Below are 15,653 nucleotides of genomic sequence, written 5' to 3'. Positions count from 1 at the left end.
ATCCGTGGGATCAGCCGCGCACGAAGAGCATCACGAGCGACGTGGCGAGCGCGACCACGCCGAGCGTCAGCATCCCACCCGCGAGGCGTGCGACCGCCCGCACGGCGGGCGACCCCTGGGTCAGCCGCATCCGATTGTGCGATCCGCGTCGCACGAAGATGTCGGCCATGTCGGCGTCGCCGATGCGGTGGTCCTGCTCGTGGGTGAGGTGGGCCTCCCCGACACCGCCGTCCTCGTCGAACCAGCGGACGAGCCGGCCGCTCGGAGCGGTCTCGACCACAGCGCGCGCCGGCACCCAGGTGCCGTCGAACAGATACATGATGAGCGCGACGCCGGCGAGGAGGGCGCCGACGCCGAACCCGATCCACGAGAAGATCTCAGCGAGGGCGTCGATCGCCTGAGGCACCGCACACCCTCCTTCGCATACGGAAAACGGCCGCTGTCCGCGGCCGCTTCCGGTTCTGAGCCACCTAAGGGAATCGAACCCTTGACCTAATCATTACGAGTGATTCGCTCTGCCGACTGAGCTAAGGTGGCGAGCCTCGCTTGCGCGACGCACAAGCAACGATCTTACAGGGTCTCGTCGGTGCTCGCGAACCACGGCGGCCGAGGCATCCGTTCCGGACTCGATCCCGCTTTGCGGCGGACTCGGTGTCGACGTATTACATCCCGGTTCGAGATGTTGCGTGACGTCGACGTAGGTTCGAACCCGGTCCGCGACGAAGCGTGCGCGGTCCGTGGATCGTGCGCGCGGTCACAAGCCCGAGACGGGCCTCGATCCACAGGAGCACTCACATGTCCACGTCCAAGAAGCTCACCGCAGCAGCAGCACTCGCGCTTCCTCTCGCCCTCCTCCTCGCCGGCTGCGCCGGGACCGGAACGGATGCTGCCGCCGGCGCCTCCGACGAGAACGAGGTCGTCCGCATCGGCGTCGTCGACTCCGGCGACCCGTACTGGGAGACCTACAAGGAGGCTGCGGCGGACGAGGGCATCGAGGTCGAGCTCGTCAACTTCAGCGAGTACACGCAGCCGAACCCCGCCCTCTCGGCAGGCGAGCTGGATCTCAACCAGTTCCAGCACATCATCTACCTCGCGACGTACAACGTGCAGAGCGACGACGACCTGCAGCCGATCGGCGCCACCGCGATCTACCCGCTCGGTCTGTACTCGTCGCAGTACGAGTCCGCCGACGACATCCCCGAGGGCTCGACGGTCGCCGTCCCCAACGACGAGTCGAACCAGGCGCGCGGCCTGCTCGTGCTGCAGTCGGCCGGCCTCATCGAGCTGAAGGACGGCGGCTCGGTCTTCTCGACCGTCGCCGACGTGCTGCCGGAGTCCAAGGTGAAGGTCGAGGCGCTGGACGCCGCCTTCACGGCGACCTCGCTCCCCGACGTCGCCGCGTCGATCGTGAACAACGACTTCCTCGCCGACGCCGGCCTCACCCCCGAGGACGCGATCGCCACCGACGACCCGGCCGACCCGAGCGCCTTCCCGTACATCAACATCTTCGCGGCGAAGGCCGAGGACGCCGACAACCCGACGTACCTCAAGCTCGTCGAGATCTACCAGAACACGCAGGACGTCCTGGACGGCGTCGTCGAGGCCTCGGGCGGCACCGCCGTACTGGTGAAGACCCCGGCCGACGAGCTCGTCGCGTCGCTCACCGACGTCGAGGACGACATCCGCGCCAACTCGTAACACCCGCCATTTCGCGGCACTCGTCTGTGCGGTCCGCGTGCACCTCGTGCGCGCGGACCGCACGTGCGCGTTCCGCCGAGGAGCATCCATGACCCTGATCCGCCTGACCGGCGTGACCAAGACCTTCCCGCCGCCCTCCAAGGACGCCTCTCCGGTCGCTGCGGTCGACGACGTGTCGCTCGACGTGGCCGCCGGCGAGGTGTGCGGCATCATCGGCTACTCCGGCGCCGGCAAGAGCACCGTGCTGCGCCTGGTGAATGCGCTCGAGACGCCGACCGCGGGCACCGTGGAGATCGACGGCCGAGACATCACGCACCTGCGCGAGCGCGAACTGCGGGAACTGCGCGGCGACATCGGCATGATCTTCCAGCAGTTCAACCTCTTCGACTCCCGCACGGTCGCGAAGAACGTCGCGTACCCGCTCGAGGTGGCCCGCCGTCCGCGCGCAGAGATCGCCGCGCGCGTGGATGAACTGCTGCGCTTCGTCGGCCTGGCCGACAAGGCGAAGAGCTACCCCGAGCAGCTGTCGGGAGGCCAGAAGCAGCGCGTCGGCATCGCCCGCGCGCTGGCGACCAACCCGCGCATCCTCCTCGCCGACGAGGCGACCAGCGCCCTCGATCCCGATACGACGCAGGAGGTGCTCGCGCTTCTGAAGCGCATCAACGAAGAGCTCGGCGTCACCATCCTCGTGATCACGCACGAGATGGACGTGATCCGCACCCTCGCCGACCGCGTCGTCGTGATGGAGAACGGCCGCATCATCGAGAGCGGCGCGGTGTTCGACGTCCTGTCGGCGCCGCGGCACGCCGCCACGCGCCGGTTCGTCGCGAGCATCATCGAGGACGTCCCGGTCGGCGACCAGCTCCGCACCCTGCGCGATCGCCATCCCGGGCGCATCGTGACGTTCACGATCCGCGACGGCGACATCACGCAGGCCGACGTCTTCGCCGCCCTCTCGTCGCACGCCGTGCGGTTCGAGCTCGTGCACGGCGGCATCAACGACATCGGCGGGCGCGTCTTCGGGCACCTCACGCTCGCCCTGACCGGAGAGGCGGATGCCGTGCAGCACGCCATCGACGCCGCTTCGGCGTTCGCACCGCTGATCGAGGAGGACGCCCGTGGATAGGCTCGTCGATCTTCTGCCAGAGCTCTGGGCCGCCACGGCCGAGACGCTGTACGTCGTTTCCCTGAGTCTCGTCTTCGGCGGCATCGCGGGCCTCCTCGTCGGCATCGCGCTGTACGCGACGAGACCTGGCAGCCTGTTCCCGAACCGGTTCCTGTTCGGAACGCTCAACGTGGTCGTGAACTTCTTCCGGCCGATCCCCTTCGTGATCCTGCTCGCCGCGGTCCAGCCCATCGCGCGCAGCCTCGGCATCCCGGGCATCGGGCCGGAGTTCGGCATCTTCGCGATCACCATCGCATCGCTCTTCGCGATCAGCCGCATCGTGGAGCAGAACCTCCTCACGGTGCGGCCGGGCGTGATCGAGGCCGCGCGCGCCACGGGGGCGAGCCGGTCGCGGATCCTTCTGCGCCTCCTCCCCCGCGAGGCCCTCGGTCCGCTGATCCTCGGTTACACGTTCATCGTCGTCGCCCTCGTCGACATGACCGCGATCGCGGGTGCCGTAGCCGCGGGCGGCCTGGGCGAGTTCGCGATCGTCTACGGCTTCAAGCAGTTCAACCCGGCGGTGACGTGGGCCGCGGTGCTCGTCATCATCGTCATCGTGCAGCTCGTGCAGTTCCTCGGCAACGCGCTGGCGCGCCACGTCCTGCGCCGCTGACGACCCCGCGCTCCGGAGCGAGAGGACGGATGCTCCCCACGCCCACTCCCCGCATCGCTTCGGGCTGCGCGGAGCCTCTGGGGCGCGTGGGCCCACCTCGTGTGAGGGTTTGCGGCCATCTCGGAGGTCGCGCGAAAACGTCTTGCGACTAGCCGCAGCGCAGGTCGTCCTCGGGTGGCGTGCCCTCGAGGAGGTAGGTCTCGACCGCGGCGTCGACGCACGGATTGCCCTTGTTGTACCCGGTGTGCCCTTCGCCGACCCGGGTCACCAGGACCCCCGAGGACAGCTGGTCGGCGAGCGAGACCGACCACTCGTACGGGGTCGCGGGGTCGTTCGTGGTGCCGACCACGACGATGGGCGCTGCGCCTTCCGCCGCGATGGGCTCGCGCACGCCGGTGGGCGGGTACGGCCACACCGAGCACGGGTCGGGGCCGAACCAGTACGGGGCGATCGTGGGGGCCTGCTCCGCGAGCGTGGCCTCCGCCGCGGTCTGCGCCTCGTCGGTGCCCTCGGCCGGGTAGTCCATGCAGTTGTAGGCACGGAAGGCCTCGGTCTGGTTGCCGATGTACGCGCCGTCGAGACGGTCGTAGTAGAAGTCCGCCAGCTGGAACGCGATGTCGGCGTTGCCCTGGAGCACCTCGGTGAGCGCCAACGTCAGGTAGGGCCAGCTGTCCTGGGAGTACAGCGCGGAGACGATCGCGGTCATGAGCGAGTCTGCACCGAGCATGCGGCCGTCGGCGTTCGGGATCGGGTCGCGGTCGACGCTCGCGAGGAGCGTGCCCAGGTCGGCCATCGCCTCGTCGACCGAGCCGCGGAACGGGCACTCGTCGTCCGTGAGGCAGTCCGCCATGTAGGCCCGCAGCGCGGATTCGAAGCCGATCCCCTGCGTCACGTTGACGTCGAGGTTCGAGACCGACGGGTCGACGGCGCCATCCAGCACGAGTCGCCCGACCTTCTCGGGGAACAGCTTCGCGTACGTCGCGCCGAGGAACGTCCCGTACGAGTAGCCGAGGTAGTACAGCTCCTCGTCACCCAGCACGGCGCGCATCAGGTCCATGTCGCGCGCGGCGTTCTCGGTCGTGATGTAGGGCAGGATGCCGTCGCTGTTCGCGTCGCACGCCTCGGCGAATCCCTCGTGGCGTTCCAGGAGCTCGTCCGCCCAGGCATCCGTCCCGCGCGCGCCCTCGGGGATGTCGAACAGGTACGCATCCATGTCGGCGGCGTCGTAACAGGTCACCGCGGTGGACTCGCCGACGCCGCGCGGGTCGAAGCCGATGACATCGAACTGCCGTCGCACCGGCTCGCTGACTGCGAACGACACCGAGTCGCGGATCAGCTCCACGCCGCTGGAACCGGGCCCGCCCGGGTTGGTCAGCAGGGATCCGGTGGGCTCGGTGGTGCCTTCCGCGCGGTGGCGGATCACCGACAGCTCGATGTCGCCCTTCGACGGGTCGGACCAGTCCAGGGGTGCGGTGACCGTGGTGCAGTCGAAGGTCTCGTTGCAGCCCGACCAGTCGAGGGTCTGCTCGTAGTACGGCAGCAGCTCGGCGGGAACGCCGCCGGTGTCGGCCGGCTTGCTCGACGTCGGGCGCGGAGCCGCGTCCGGGATCATCGAGGACAGGCAGCCGCTGAGGACGAGGGATGCTGCGACCAGGCCGGCCAGCACGGCGACCGTGCGACGGAATCTGCGGGGGCGGGTCGGGTTCACGGGGTCCTTCCGCTCGCGACGGTGACGAGCATGCTCTCCAGGGCGAGCGCGGGGGCGGCGTTGAGTTCGAGGTTCTCGCGCGTGACGCCGATGCGGTCGACCACCGTCAGCGTTCGCTCGGGAGTCCACGCGGCGGCGAGCGCTCGCAGGTCGTGCTCGAGCTCGCGGTTGATGAGCGCGGTGTCGCGACCGAACTGCAGCATCAGCACGTCGCGGAACATCGATTCGAGGTCGGTGAGCACGCGATCGATGCCGTCGCGCAGGCTGCGCGTGGCGCGGCGCTTCTGCTCGTCCTCGAGCGCCGACAGCTGCGACCGCACGGCGGGCGGGATCGCACCGCCCTCGGCGATGCCGAGGGTGCGCAGCAGGCCGGCACGCTCGGCCTCGTCGCGCTCGGCCGTGAGGGCCTTCGCGTCGTCGGTCGCCGCGGTGACGATCGCTCCGGCGACCTCGACCGCGTCGCCCACGCCGCGTACGGCGAGCACGCCCCGCAGCGTGGCATCGCGCCGGGCGCGGGCCGCAGCATCCGTCGCCAGTCGCTGCGCCATCCCGATGTGGCGCTGGGCGTGGCGGGCGGACTGCTCGGCGATCGCGGGATCGACCCCGCTGCGACGCACGATGAGGTCGGCGACGTCGGCGACATCGGGCTCGCGCAGGCGCAACGTGCGCACACGGGAGCGGATCGTCGGCAGCAGGTCGGCGTCACTCGGCGCGCACAGCACCCAGACGGTGCGCTCGGGCGGCTCTTCGAGCGCCTTCAGCAGCACGTTGGAGGTGCGCTCGGCCATGCGGTCGGCGTCTTCCATCACGATGACGCGATAGCGCCCGAGCGACGGCGCGAAGTACGAGCGCTCCACCAGGGCACGGGCGTCTTTGATGGAGATGATCACGCCCTCGGTGCGCAGGGCGGTGAGGTCGGGGTGGGTGCCCGCGAGCACCTGCTGCATGGTGCGCTCGTCGCCGGGCTCGGCGATGAGGGCTGCCGCGAAAGCATGGGCGAGCGTGGACCGACCGGAGCCGGGAGGGCCGGTGATGAGCCACGCGTGGGTCATCGACGCGGGATCGGATGCTGCTTCCCTGAGCGCCGCGACGGCGTCGGGCTGCCCCCACACGTCGCCCCAGGGGAACGTCTGATCGTCCTCCGCGGAGGACGCCCCAGCGACAGCGGCGACTGGCTCCATGCCGACCAGCCTAACCGTGGCGCCGGACACCGGCTGTGCGTACGCCGTGCGTTCGCCTCATGCGAGGAGGGGCTCCACACGAGCCCGCACGGCGGCTGCGAGCTCGTCCGCCGGCAGCGCCGCGTCGAGCACGAGGAAGCGCTCGGGCTCGGCGGCGGCGAGCGCGAGGAACTCCTCGCGGACCCGGGCGTGGAAGTGCTCCTTCTCCGCCTCGAGGCGGTCGAAGGGCTTGTCGTCGGCGTCGAGCCGCTCGCGGGCCGACGCGGGGTCGAGGTCGAGGAGCACCGTGACGTCGGGGAGCAGTCCGCCGGTCGCCCACAGCGACAGCTCGCGCACCTCGTCGCGTCCGAGCACGCGCCCCGCGCCCTGGTAGGCGACGGACGAGTCGAGATAGCGGTCCTGGATCACGACCTCGCCGCGCGCGAGGGCGGGGCGCACGAGCGTCTCGATGTGGTGCGCCCGGTCGGCGGCGTACAGCAGCGCCTCCGCTCGGGGCGCGACTTCGCCCCGGTGATGGAGGACGATGTCGCGGATGAGCACGCCCACCTCGGTGCCGCCGGGCTCGCGCGTGCGCACGACGGTGCGCCCGGCATCCGTCAGCCACGTGTCGAGGAGCGCCGCCTGCGTCGTCTTGCCGACGCCGTCGCCGCCCTCGAACGTGACGAACAGCCCTCTCGCGGCGCCGTCGGCGGCCGTCACTTCTTCGCCGCGGGCTTGCGCGTCGTCGTCGTGCGGCGCGCCGGGCGCTTCGCCGGACCCTTCGCACGCTTGTCGGCGAGCAGCTGCACGGCGCGCTCGAACGTGATCTCCATCGCGTCCTCGCCCCTCGGGATCGTCGCGTTCGTCTCGCCGTCGGTGACGTACGGGCCGAAGCGGCCGTCCTTGAGCTTGATCGGCTTGCCGCTCGTGGGGTCGGCCTCGAACTCCTTGAGCGCCGACGACGCACCGCGCGCGCCATACTTCGGCTGCGCGTACACGGCCAGCGCCTCCTCGAGCGTGATGTCGAAGATCTGCTGCTCGTTCTGCAGCGTGCGGGAGTCGGTGCCCTTCTTCAGGTACGGTCCGTAGCGGCCGTTCTGCGCGGTGATCGGCGCCTCGGTCTCGGGGTCGAGGCCGACGGTGCGCGGGAGGTCCAGCAGCTTCAGCGCGGTGTCGAGGTCGATCGTGTCGACCGACATCGACTTGAAGAGCGACGCCGTGCGCGGCTTCGGCGCGGCCTCCTTCTTCGCGCCGCGCTTCTTCGGGGCCGGCTCGGGCCCGACGGCGACGACCTCGCCGGTCTCCTCGTCGACTTCCTCCGCTGCGGGCGGGTCGTTCTCCTGCACGTACGGGCCGAAGCGGCCGTCCTTCACGACGACGAGCTTGCCGTTGGCGGGGTTCTCCCCCAGCACGCGGTCGCCCGCGACGGGCGCGTCGATGAGCTCCTGCGCGCGCGCCGGGGTCAGCTCGTCGGGCGCGAGGTCCTCGGGGATGTTGACGCGCCGGGGCTCGGCATCCGGCTTCTCCTTGTCAGGCACCTCGAGGTACGGGCCGTACTTGCCGAACCGCAGCGTCGCGACGTCGCCGATCGGCGTCGAGTTGAGCGCCCGCGCGTCGATCTCGCCGAGGTTGTCGACGATGTTGCGGAGGCCGACGTGGTCGGTTCCCCCGAAGTAGAAGTCCTGCAGCCAGTCCTGGCGCTTCTGCTCACCGCGCGCGATCGCGTCGAGGTCGTCCTCGAGCGCCGCGGTGAAGTCATAGTCGACGAGGTCCGCGAAGTGCTGCTCGAGCAGGCGCACGACGCTGAACGCGAGCCAGCTGGGGATGAGCGCCTGGCCGCGCTTGGTGACGTAGCCGCGGTTGAGGATCACGTCGATGATGCTCGCGAACGTCGAAGGGCGGCCGATGCCCTTCTCCTCGAGCGCCTTGACGAGGCTCGCCTCGGTGTACCGCGGCTTGGGGCTCGTCGCGTGGCCCTTGGGCTCGACGTCGCGCAAGCGCAGCACGTCGCCCACCGCCATCGCCGGCAGCGCCTGGTCGTCGCTCTTGTCGGCGTCGCTGCGCTTCTCGTCGCGCCCCTCTTCGTAGGCCTCGAGGAAGCCCTTGAAGGTGTACACGGTGCCGGACGCCGTGAACTCGGCGCGGCGGCCGCCCGCCGAGACCTCGAGGGTCACGGTGGTCGTCTCGTACTTCGCGTCCGACATCTGGCTCGCCATGGTGCGCTTCCAGATGAGGTCGTACAGGCGCAGTTCGTCGCGGTCGAGCTGGCCCGAGACCTCGGACGGCGTGCGGAACGTCTCGCCCGACGGGCGGATGGCCTCGTGCGCCTCCTGCGCGTTCTTGCTGTTGTTGCGGTAGCTGCGCGGGTTGAGCGGCACCGAGGCTGCGCCGTACATCGCGACCGCCTGCTCGCGCGCGGCCTGAACGGCCTGCGTCGACAGCGCGGTCGAGTCGGTGCGCATATAAGTGATGTACCCCTTCTCGTAGAGACGCTGCGCGACGCCCATGGCGTGCTTGGCGCTCATCGAGAGCTTGCGGCCGGCCTCCTGCTGGAGCGTCGAGGTCGTGAACGGGGGCTTGGGGCTGCGGGTTCCCGGCTTGGACTCGAGAGCGGTGACGGATGCCTCGGCCGCAGCCTCGATCGCGGCGGCGAGTTCGCGCACCTGCGCCTCGTCGAGGACCAGCACGGCCTTCTTCAGCTCGCCGCGGTCGTCGAAGTCGGTGCCGCGCGCGAGCACCGCGCCGTCGACGCGGGCGAGGCGGGTCGAGAACGACTCGTCGAGACCCTGCGGGCGGTTGGGTGCGGCGAGCGCCTCGATGTCCCAGTAGGACGCCGACACGAACGCCATGCGCTCCCGCTCGCGGTCGACCACGAGTCGCGTCGCGGCCGACTGCACGCGGCCGGCCGACGTGCCCTGCTGCACCTTGTACCAGAGGACGGGGCTGACGTCCCAGCCGTAGAGGCGGTCGAGGATGCGGCGCGTCTCCTGCGCGTCGACGAGCGCCAGGTCGAGCTCACGGGTGTTGCCGACGGCAGCCTGGATCGCGTCCTTGGTGATCTCGTGGAAGACCATGCGCTTGACGGGGACCTTCGGCTTGAGCGTCTGCAGCAGGTGCCACGCGATGGCCTCGCCCTCGCGGTCCTCATCGGTGGCGAGCAGGAGCTCGTCCGCCCCCTTCAGCGCGCGCTTGAGTTCAGCGACCGTCTTCTTGCCGCGCTCGCTCTCGACGTAGTAGGGGTCGAAGCCGTTGTCGATGTCGATCGAATACTTCCCATAGGCCTGCTTCTTGTCGGCCGGGATGTCGCGCTTGTCCGCCAGATCGCGGATGTGCCCGACCGAGCTGAGCACCTCGTAGCCATCGCCGAGGTAACCCTGGATCGACTTCATCTTCGTCGGTGACTCGACGATGACGAGCTTCTTGCCTTCTGCCAACGGGGGCGTCCTTTCTTCGACGCAAACCATACACGCCAGTTCTCGGTGCAGGGGCTGTGAGACGCGATCAGGGCGGTGGCCCCGCCCGCGCCGACGCCTGCGCGGTCACCGGCCCGAGGCGCACGGAGACGGTGACCGTCGCGATGAGCCCGTCGAGATCGCAGGCCTCGATCTCGGCGCCGAATGTCGCCGAGATCTGGGCCGCACGATCGCACGGGACGCCGGGAACCGCACCGGATGCCGCGTCCGCTGCGGCGAGCGCCCCGGCATCGGCAGCGGCGGCCAGCCGCTGCCCCGCGACCGCCGCTGCACCCGCGACGGCGACCCCTGCCGAGAGCAGGGCCGCCGCGGCGACGACTCCCGCGGCCGCCACCGTTCCCGCCATCAGCCCGCTCCGCTCGCGCGGCGCGCCGCCGCGCGTCCGGGCGCGATCACAGCCCACCCGCCAGCGCGCAGCCGGAAGCAGTGACCCGGAGTCCGAACAGGGCGGGGGCGGACGCCGTGACGCAGACGAGATCCTCCCGCGGAGAGATGTCGACGGATGCTGCCGCCACCGTCGCCGTGACGGCGTCGCGCACGCGCTGCTCGGACTCGCCGCGTGCGCTCAGGCGTGCGGCATCCGCCACCGCGTCCTGCAGACGCACCTGCCGGGACGCCGCCGCGAGGACGCCGACACCGACGACCAGCACGAGGGCGACGGCCGGGAGGGCGACCGCGAACTCGGCGACGACCGACCCGCGGTCGTCGCCCAGCCGCGGCCGCATCACGCCACCGTGAGCGCGCGGCGCACGAGGTCGGTGAGGATGGTGCGCACCTCGTCCGACCTCATGATGACGACGAGCAGGCCCGCGAACGCGACGGCGGCCATCGTGGCGATCGCGTACTCGGCCGTCGCGGCCCCGGTGTCGTCCGCCCATGCGTCACCGCGTGACGCGAACAGTCGTTCGGCGCGGCGACGGGTGAGCGGGGGGACGGTGCGATCGGCGTGCGACAGGAACATGGCTTCTCCGTTCGAGGGATTCGTGGTGACGGGCACGGTCTGGGCGGCATCGTGGCCGGCGGGTTCGAAGCCGCGCGGCCGGGCCGCGGGGCTCCCCGCCGGCGCGGGCGTGTGCGCCCTCACAGCGACACCGACATCGTCGACATGACGCTGAGCAGCATCGGTGCGACTCCGAGAAGAAGGAACGCGGGCAGGGTGCAGACACCCAATGGGATGAGCAGCCGCGACGAGAGCCGCGCGGCACGCAGACGGGCTTCGATACGGGCGCGATGCCGGGCGTCAGCGGCCGAAGCCCTCAGCAGCTCGACGGCGGGCACACCCGCCGTCCGCGACAGCGCGAGCACGGCGTCGACGTCGTCCAGCTGGCCGGGCGGCCGATCGGCGGCTGCCACGCCCGGACCGGCGCCCACGCCCGGACCGGAGCCCGCGTCCGGACCGGAGCCCGCGTCCGAATCGGAGCCGGCGTCCGGATCGGCGCTGGCGTCCGGACCGCCGCCCTCCGCCGCCGCTCCGCGTCGGCGGGCGTCTTGCACGACGGTCCGCGCGCGATCGATCGAGACCCCACCGCTCAGCGCGATCGCGATCAGTTCGGCGTCCAGGCCGGGCGAGCCGTCGGCCGTCGCGGCCGCGTGCACGAGACGCTTCGTCCATCGGTGGGCGGCGAGGATGAGCACGGCCCCGCCGCCGAGGCAGGCCAGTCCGAGCGGGTTCGCGAACAGTGTGCCGAACGTGTCGAAGCCGAGCGCCGCGCCCAGCCCCACCGCGACGAGCGGAAGCCAGCTCATGAGCCGGGCCGTGCCCGCGGGCTCGGCGAGCGCGACCCTCACGTCGTCGGCCGCCTCCTGCGCGTCACGCAGCGCAGCGGCCAGTCCGCGCAGGCACTCGGCGAGCGGCGCACCCACGACCAGCGCGACCTGGCACGCGACGCCGACCTCGCGCCACGCGCCGGGCCCCGCGGTCGCGATCGCCTCGGGCAGCGGTACCCCTCGCCCGATCGCCGAGGCGACGTGCCGAGCGGCCGGATCGCCGGCGCGGGCGAGATGCTCCCATGCGCGGGCCGGAGACACCCCCGCCTGCAGCAGGACCGCCAGCCGCAGCACGATCTCGGCGATGTGCGCCGACGCCGCCGGGGGTCGGCGCGACGCCGTCAACGAGAGTCCCATCGCTCCTCCTCGATGGCAAGACGCCCCTCGGCGTCGACGACGGGACGACCCGCCCCGGCGATGCGGCGGGAGCCGTCCGCACCTCGCTCCACGTGCACGACGAGTCCGATCGCACTCGCCGCCTGGCGCGCGAGCGCGCGGTCGTCGAGTCCGGCCGGCGCGCCCAGCGCCTCGAGCCGGGCCGGCACGTCGTGCAGGCCGTTCGCGTGCACCGTCCCGGCCCCGCCGTCGTGACCCGTGTTCAGGGCCGAGAGCAGCTCGCGCACCTCGTCGCCGCGGCACTCGCCGACCACCAGGCGGTCGGGACGCATCCGCAGCGCCTCCCGCACCAGCCGCGCCAGACCGACGCCGCCGCTGCCCTCGATGTTCGGCTGACGGGCCTCGAGGCGCACATGGTGGGGGTGCGCGATACGGAGCTCGGCGACGTCCTCGATCGTGACGATCCGCTCGTGCTCGGGCGCCGCCGCGAGGAGCGCCGCGAGGAGCGTCGTCTTGCCGGCTCCCGCGGCGCCGGAGACCAGGAGGTTCGTGCGCCCGGCGATCGCCGCGTCGAGCCGGCGGCGAGCGGTCCCGTCGAACATGCCGGTCCGCTGCAGCTCGTCGAGCGTCGCGGCGCCGAAGCGCGGCACGCGGATCGACAGGACCGTGCCTTCGGGCGCGATCGGCGGCAGCACGGCGTGCACGCGGATCCCGCCCTCCAGGCGCACGTCGACGCACGGCGAGGCGTCGTCGATGTGGCGTCCGCCCAGGCCGATGAGCGCAACGGCGAGGTCGCGCACCTCTTCCTCGGTGGCACGCCACTCGCGCGCCCGCGCCACGCCGGCTCCGCGATCGACGAACAGCCCCGACGCGCCGTTGACGAACACGTCCGTGACGTCGGGGTCGTCGAGGTAGGCCGCGAACGGGTCGAGGACGGGATGCCGCGGCGCCGGCACCCGTGAGAGTCCGAGCATGGTCCCCGGGTCGGAGCGCTCGACGGGGGCCGCACCGCCCCGGGGCGGCACCCATCTGCCGGCCACTCCCCCGGTCGGCAGCGGCGCCCCCGCCGGTGGGACGATCTCCGGCCGGGCCACCGCTGAGGACGGCGTCGCAGCCGCCGGCCGGGCCGCAGCATCCGGTCTCGCCTGCAAACCGGGCGCACCCGCCGCCCCGGAACGGCGACGGACGACGAACGGTGCGGACATGCTCCGACGCTACGGAGAGCGCGCCCCGGCCCTGTCGGCAGAATCCGTCATCCGTGGAGAGCCGCGCCGTGGTGCGAGCTGGGGAGGAGCCGGCGCCCGCGGGCCGAGGGACCGCTCCCAACAAATGGAGGCGGCATCCCATGGGGGGAATGGGATGCCGCCAAGCGCGGCCCCGAATTCGGGGGGTGACGTCGGGTGCCGCAATGCCAGAATCGATGTTCGGCCACCGGTCAGCATATGCGAGGTAAGGGTCCTGACAAAACGAAAAGGAGAGGATTCTCACTGATATATCGGTCGGGATCGATGCATGCGCGGCTCCCTACTATCGGGGGTAGTCGGTTCCGGCGGCGGTGGGTACATTTCCTGGCAGACTCGCCGACACCGCTCGGCCTCGACACAGCCCGCAAAGGAGCGCGCTCCCATGAGCGAACAGACCCCGGTCACGCACACCGCCAGCAGCCAGATCGACCACCTGCTCAACGAGGACCGGCGCTTCGCGCCGACCGCCGACTTCGCCGGCAACGCGATCGCGACGGCCGAGCTCTACGAGGAGGCGAAAGCCGATCGCCTCGGATTCTGGGCCGACAAGGCCCGCGACCTCCACTGGCACACGCCGTTCAGCGAGGTGCTCGACTGGTCGAACCCGCCGTTCGCACAGTGGTTCGCCGACGGCGAGCTCAACGTCGCCTACAACTGCCTCGACCGCCACGTCGAGGCGGGCAACGGCGACCGCATCGCCCTGCTGTGGGAGGGCGAGCCCGGCGACGAGCGCCGCGTCACCTACGCCGAGCTCACCGACGAGGTCAAGCGCCTCGCGAACGTGCTCGAGGGCCTCGGCATCGGCCAGGGCGACCGGGTCGCGATCTACCTGCCGATGATCCCGGAGGCCGTGGCCTCGATGCTCGCGGTCGCGCGCATCGGCGCGATCCACTCTGTCGTGTTCGGCGGCTTCTCGGCCGACAGCCTGCGCGCCCGCATCGACGACGCCGGGGCCAAGCTCGTCATCACCGCCGACGGCGGCTACCGCAAGGGCAAGGTCTCGCCGCTGAAGCCGGCCGTCGACCTCGCGCTGGCCGACCGGGGCACCGGCGCGCAGGAGACCGTCGAGCACGTGCTCGTCGTCAAGCGCGGCGGCAACGAGGTGGACTGGACCGACGGCCGCGACCTCTGGTGGCACGACGTCGTCCCGCAGGCGTCCGCCGCGCACGAGGCGCAGGCGTTCCCCGCCGAGAACCCGCTGTTCATCCTCTACACGTCAGGCACCACCGGCAAGCCCAAGGGCATCCTCCACACGTCGGGCGGCTACCTCACGCAGTCGGCGTTCACCAACAAGGTCGTACACGACCTGCACCCCGAGACAGACGTGTACTGGTGCACCGCCGACATCGGCTGGATCACGGGGCACAGCTACGTCACCTACGGCCCGCTCGCGAACGGCGCGACGCAGGTGCTGTACGAAGGCACGCCGGATGCCCCGCACCCCGGTCGCTGGTGGGAGATCGTGCAGAAGTACGGCGTCACCGTGCTCTACACCGCCCCGACCGCGATCCGCTCGTTCATGAAGCTCGGCCGTGCGATCCCGAAGCAGTTCGATCTGTCGTCGCTGCGGCTCCTCGGCTCGGTGGGCGAGCCCATCAACCCCGAGGCGTGGATGTGGTACCGCAAGATCATCGGCGGCAAGACCGCGCCGATCGTCGATACGTGGTGGCAGACCGAGACCGGCTCGATCATGGTCTCCGCCCTCCCGGGCGTCACCGAGACCAAGCCCGGCTCGGCGCAGGTGCCGCTGCCGGGCATCTCGATCGACGTCGTCGACGAGGACGGCACGCACGTCGGCAACGGCAACGGCGGACTCCTCGTCATCACCGAGCCGTGGCCGTCGATGCTGCGCGGCATCTGGGGCGACCCGGAGCGCTACGTCGAGACCTACTGGGAGAAGTTCCAGAAGCAGGGCTACTACTTCGCCGGCGACGGCGCCCGCCTCGACGACGACGGCGATGTGTGGCTGCTCGGCCGCGTCGACGACGTGATGAACGTGTCGGGCCACCGCCTGTCGACCACCGAGATCGAGTCGGCGCTCGTCGGCAACGAGGCCGTCGCCGAGGCGGCCGTCGTGGGCGCCTCCGACGAGACCACCGGTCAGGCCGTCGTCGCCTTCGTCATCATCAAGCAGTCCTACCTCGACGCCCACTCCCCCGACGGCCTCGCGCAGAGCCTGCGCCTCTGGGTCGGCGAGCAGATCGGCCCGATCGCCCGCCCCCGCGACGTCTACATCGTGGGTGAGCTGCCCAAGACCCGCTCCGGCAAGATCATGCGCCGCCTGCTGCGCGATGTCGCCGAGGGCCGCGAGGTCGGCGACACGACCACGCTCGCCGACACCGCCGTCATGTCGGTGATCTCCGCGCAGGTCAAGTAGCGAACGAGAAGAGCGGATGCTGCAGCCCGGGGCTGCAGCATCCGCTCTCTGTCGTTCGTGGCTCGCGTCGCCGATCAGGCGTACGAGAAGACGACCTCGACCTCGACGGGGG

Annotated in this window: 14 protein-coding genes and 1 tRNA gene; 4 read left to right on the top strand and 11 right to left on the bottom strand. The window is 71.2% G+C overall.

Features of this window, described 5'->3' with window-relative positions:
* Positions 1-10: 10 nt before the first annotated feature.
* Both ACFQ7C_RS02435 and ACFQ7C_RS02430 read right to left on the bottom strand, forming a co-directional pair.
* The gene (locus tag ACFQ7C_RS02435; protein WP_378897444.1) at positions 11-406 is read right to left on the bottom strand and encodes a hypothetical protein; all 396 of its coding nucleotides are present in this window, start codon (positions 404-406) and stop codon (positions 11-13) included.
* Between the two features lie 58 nt (positions 407-464).
* Positions 465-537 (bottom strand) — tRNA-Thr (locus ACFQ7C_RS02430).
* 258 nt (positions 538-795) lie between these two features.
* Here ACFQ7C_RS02430 and ACFQ7C_RS02425 point away from each other — a divergent pair.
* The 3 genes from ACFQ7C_RS02425 (at position 796) to ACFQ7C_RS02415 (ending at position 3,476) form a co-directional block, all read left to right on the top strand.
* Complete coding sequence (locus ACFQ7C_RS02425) at positions 796-1,698, top strand: MetQ/NlpA family ABC transporter substrate-binding protein (RefSeq protein ID WP_378897442.1); 903 nt, start codon at positions 796-798, stop codon at positions 1,696-1,698.
* A gap of 88 nt (positions 1,699-1,786) precedes the next feature.
* Positions 1,787-2,824: a methionine ABC transporter ATP-binding protein gene (locus tag ACFQ7C_RS02420; RefSeq protein ID WP_378897440.1), complete on the top strand. Its 1,038-nt coding sequence runs from the start codon at positions 1,787-1,789 to the stop codon at positions 2,822-2,824.
* Complete coding sequence (locus tag ACFQ7C_RS02415; protein ID WP_378897437.1) at positions 2,817-3,476, top strand: methionine ABC transporter permease; 660 nt, start codon at positions 2,817-2,819, stop codon at positions 3,474-3,476. The genes ACFQ7C_RS02420 and ACFQ7C_RS02415 overlap by 8 nt, the downstream gene beginning before the upstream one ends.
* A gap of 148 nt (positions 3,477-3,624) precedes the next feature.
* Here ACFQ7C_RS02415 and ACFQ7C_RS02410 read toward each other — a convergent pair whose 3' ends face one another.
* The 9 genes from ACFQ7C_RS02410 to ACFQ7C_RS02370 all read right to left on the bottom strand — a co-directional run bounded on the left by ACFQ7C_RS02410 (position 3,625) and on the right by ACFQ7C_RS02370 (position 13,125).
* Entirely contained in the window at positions 3,625-5,184 is a 1,560-nt protein-coding gene (locus tag ACFQ7C_RS02410) for an alpha/beta hydrolase (RefSeq protein ID WP_378897434.1), read from the bottom strand.
* The gene (locus ACFQ7C_RS02405) at positions 5,181-6,365 is read right to left on the bottom strand and encodes a DNA polymerase III subunit delta' (RefSeq protein ID WP_378897432.1); all 1,185 of its coding nucleotides are present in this window, start codon (positions 6,363-6,365) and stop codon (positions 5,181-5,183) included. Before ACFQ7C_RS02405 ends, ACFQ7C_RS02410 begins: the two co-directional genes overlap by 4 nt.
* A gap of 57 nt (positions 6,366-6,422) precedes the next feature.
* Positions 6,423-7,064 (bottom strand): dTMP kinase, encoded by a 642-nt coding sequence (tmk, locus tag ACFQ7C_RS02400; protein ID WP_378897429.1) that lies wholly within the window; start codon positions 7,062-7,064, stop codon positions 6,423-6,425.
* Positions 7,061-9,778, bottom strand: coding sequence for a type I DNA topoisomerase (gene topA, locus ACFQ7C_RS02395; protein WP_378897426.1), 2,718 nt, complete (start codon positions 9,776-9,778; stop codon positions 7,061-7,063). The genes tmk and topA overlap by 4 nt, the downstream gene beginning before the upstream one ends.
* Before the next feature lie 67 nt (positions 9,779-9,845).
* Complete coding sequence (locus tag ACFQ7C_RS02390; RefSeq protein WP_378897423.1) at positions 9,846-10,163, bottom strand: Rv3654c family TadE-like protein; 318 nt, start codon at positions 10,161-10,163, stop codon at positions 9,846-9,848.
* A gap of 46 nt (positions 10,164-10,209) precedes the next feature.
* Positions 10,210-10,542, bottom strand: coding sequence for a TadE family type IV pilus minor pilin (locus ACFQ7C_RS02385; protein ID WP_378897420.1), 333 nt, complete (start codon positions 10,540-10,542; stop codon positions 10,210-10,212).
* On the bottom strand, positions 10,542-10,778 hold the full coding sequence (locus tag ACFQ7C_RS02380; RefSeq protein ID WP_378898265.1) for a DUF4244 domain-containing protein: 237 nt from the start codon (positions 10,776-10,778) through the stop codon (positions 10,542-10,544). The genes ACFQ7C_RS02385 and ACFQ7C_RS02380 overlap by 1 nt, the downstream gene beginning before the upstream one ends.
* 119 nt (positions 10,779-10,897) lie before the next feature.
* Positions 10,898-11,941: a type II secretion system F family protein gene (locus ACFQ7C_RS02375; protein WP_378897417.1), complete on the bottom strand. Its 1,044-nt coding sequence runs from the start codon at positions 11,939-11,941 to the stop codon at positions 10,898-10,900.
* The gene (locus tag ACFQ7C_RS02370; RefSeq protein ID WP_378897414.1) at positions 11,926-13,125 is read right to left on the bottom strand and encodes a TadA family conjugal transfer-associated ATPase; all 1,200 of its coding nucleotides are present in this window, start codon (positions 13,123-13,125) and stop codon (positions 11,926-11,928) included. Before ACFQ7C_RS02370 ends, ACFQ7C_RS02375 begins: the two co-directional genes overlap by 16 nt.
* A gap of 421 nt (positions 13,126-13,546) precedes the next feature.
* Between ACFQ7C_RS02370 and acs the strand changes: the two genes are divergently transcribed.
* On the top strand, positions 13,547-15,541 hold the full coding sequence (acs, locus tag ACFQ7C_RS02365; protein ID WP_378897412.1) for an acetate--CoA ligase: 1,995 nt from the start codon (positions 13,547-13,549) through the stop codon (positions 15,539-15,541).
* The last annotated feature ends 112 nt before the right edge of the window (positions 15,542-15,653 follow it).

The organism is Microbacterium sp. NPDC056569, assembly GCF_042793475.1.
Classification (GTDB): Bacteria; Actinomycetota; Actinomycetes; order Actinomycetales; family Microbacteriaceae; genus Microbacterium.
The sequence above is the reverse complement of the archived record's forward strand: the minus strand, read 5'-3'. Positions and strand labels throughout refer to the sequence as shown.

Excerpts from the sequence above, each read along its gene's own strand:
- ACFQ7C_RS02425 (WP_378897442.1), top strand. The coding sequence starts at position 796 with ATGTCCACGTCCAAGAAGCTCACCGCAGCAGCAGCACTCGCGCTTCCT.
- ACFQ7C_RS02420 (WP_378897440.1), top strand. The coding sequence starts at position 1,787 with ATGACCCTGATCCGCCTGACCGGCGTGACCAAGACCTTCCCGCCGCCC.
- ACFQ7C_RS02405 (WP_378897432.1), bottom strand. The coding sequence starts at position 6,365 with ATGGAGCCAGTCGCCGCTGTCGCTGGGGCGTCCTCCGCGGAGGACGAT.
- ACFQ7C_RS02390 (WP_378897423.1), bottom strand. The coding sequence starts at position 10,163 with ATGGCGGGAACGGTGGCGGCCGCGGGAGTCGTCGCCGCGGCGGCCCTG.
- ACFQ7C_RS02385 (WP_378897420.1), bottom strand. The coding sequence starts at position 10,542 with ATGCGGCCGCGGCTGGGCGACGACCGCGGGTCGGTCGTCGCCGAGTTC.
- ACFQ7C_RS02380 (WP_378898265.1), bottom strand. The coding sequence starts at position 10,778 with ATGTTCCTGTCGCACGCCGATCGCACCGTCCCCCCGCTCACCCGTCGC.
- ACFQ7C_RS02375 (WP_378897417.1), bottom strand. The coding sequence starts at position 11,941 with ATGGGACTCTCGTTGACGGCGTCGCGCCGACCCCCGGCGGCGTCGGCG.
- ACFQ7C_RS02370 (WP_378897414.1), bottom strand. The coding sequence starts at position 13,125 with ATGTCCGCACCGTTCGTCGTCCGTCGCCGTTCCGGGGCGGCGGGTGCG.
- acs (WP_378897412.1), top strand. The coding sequence starts at position 13,547 with ATGAGCGAACAGACCCCGGTCACGCACACCGCCAGCAGCCAGATCGAC.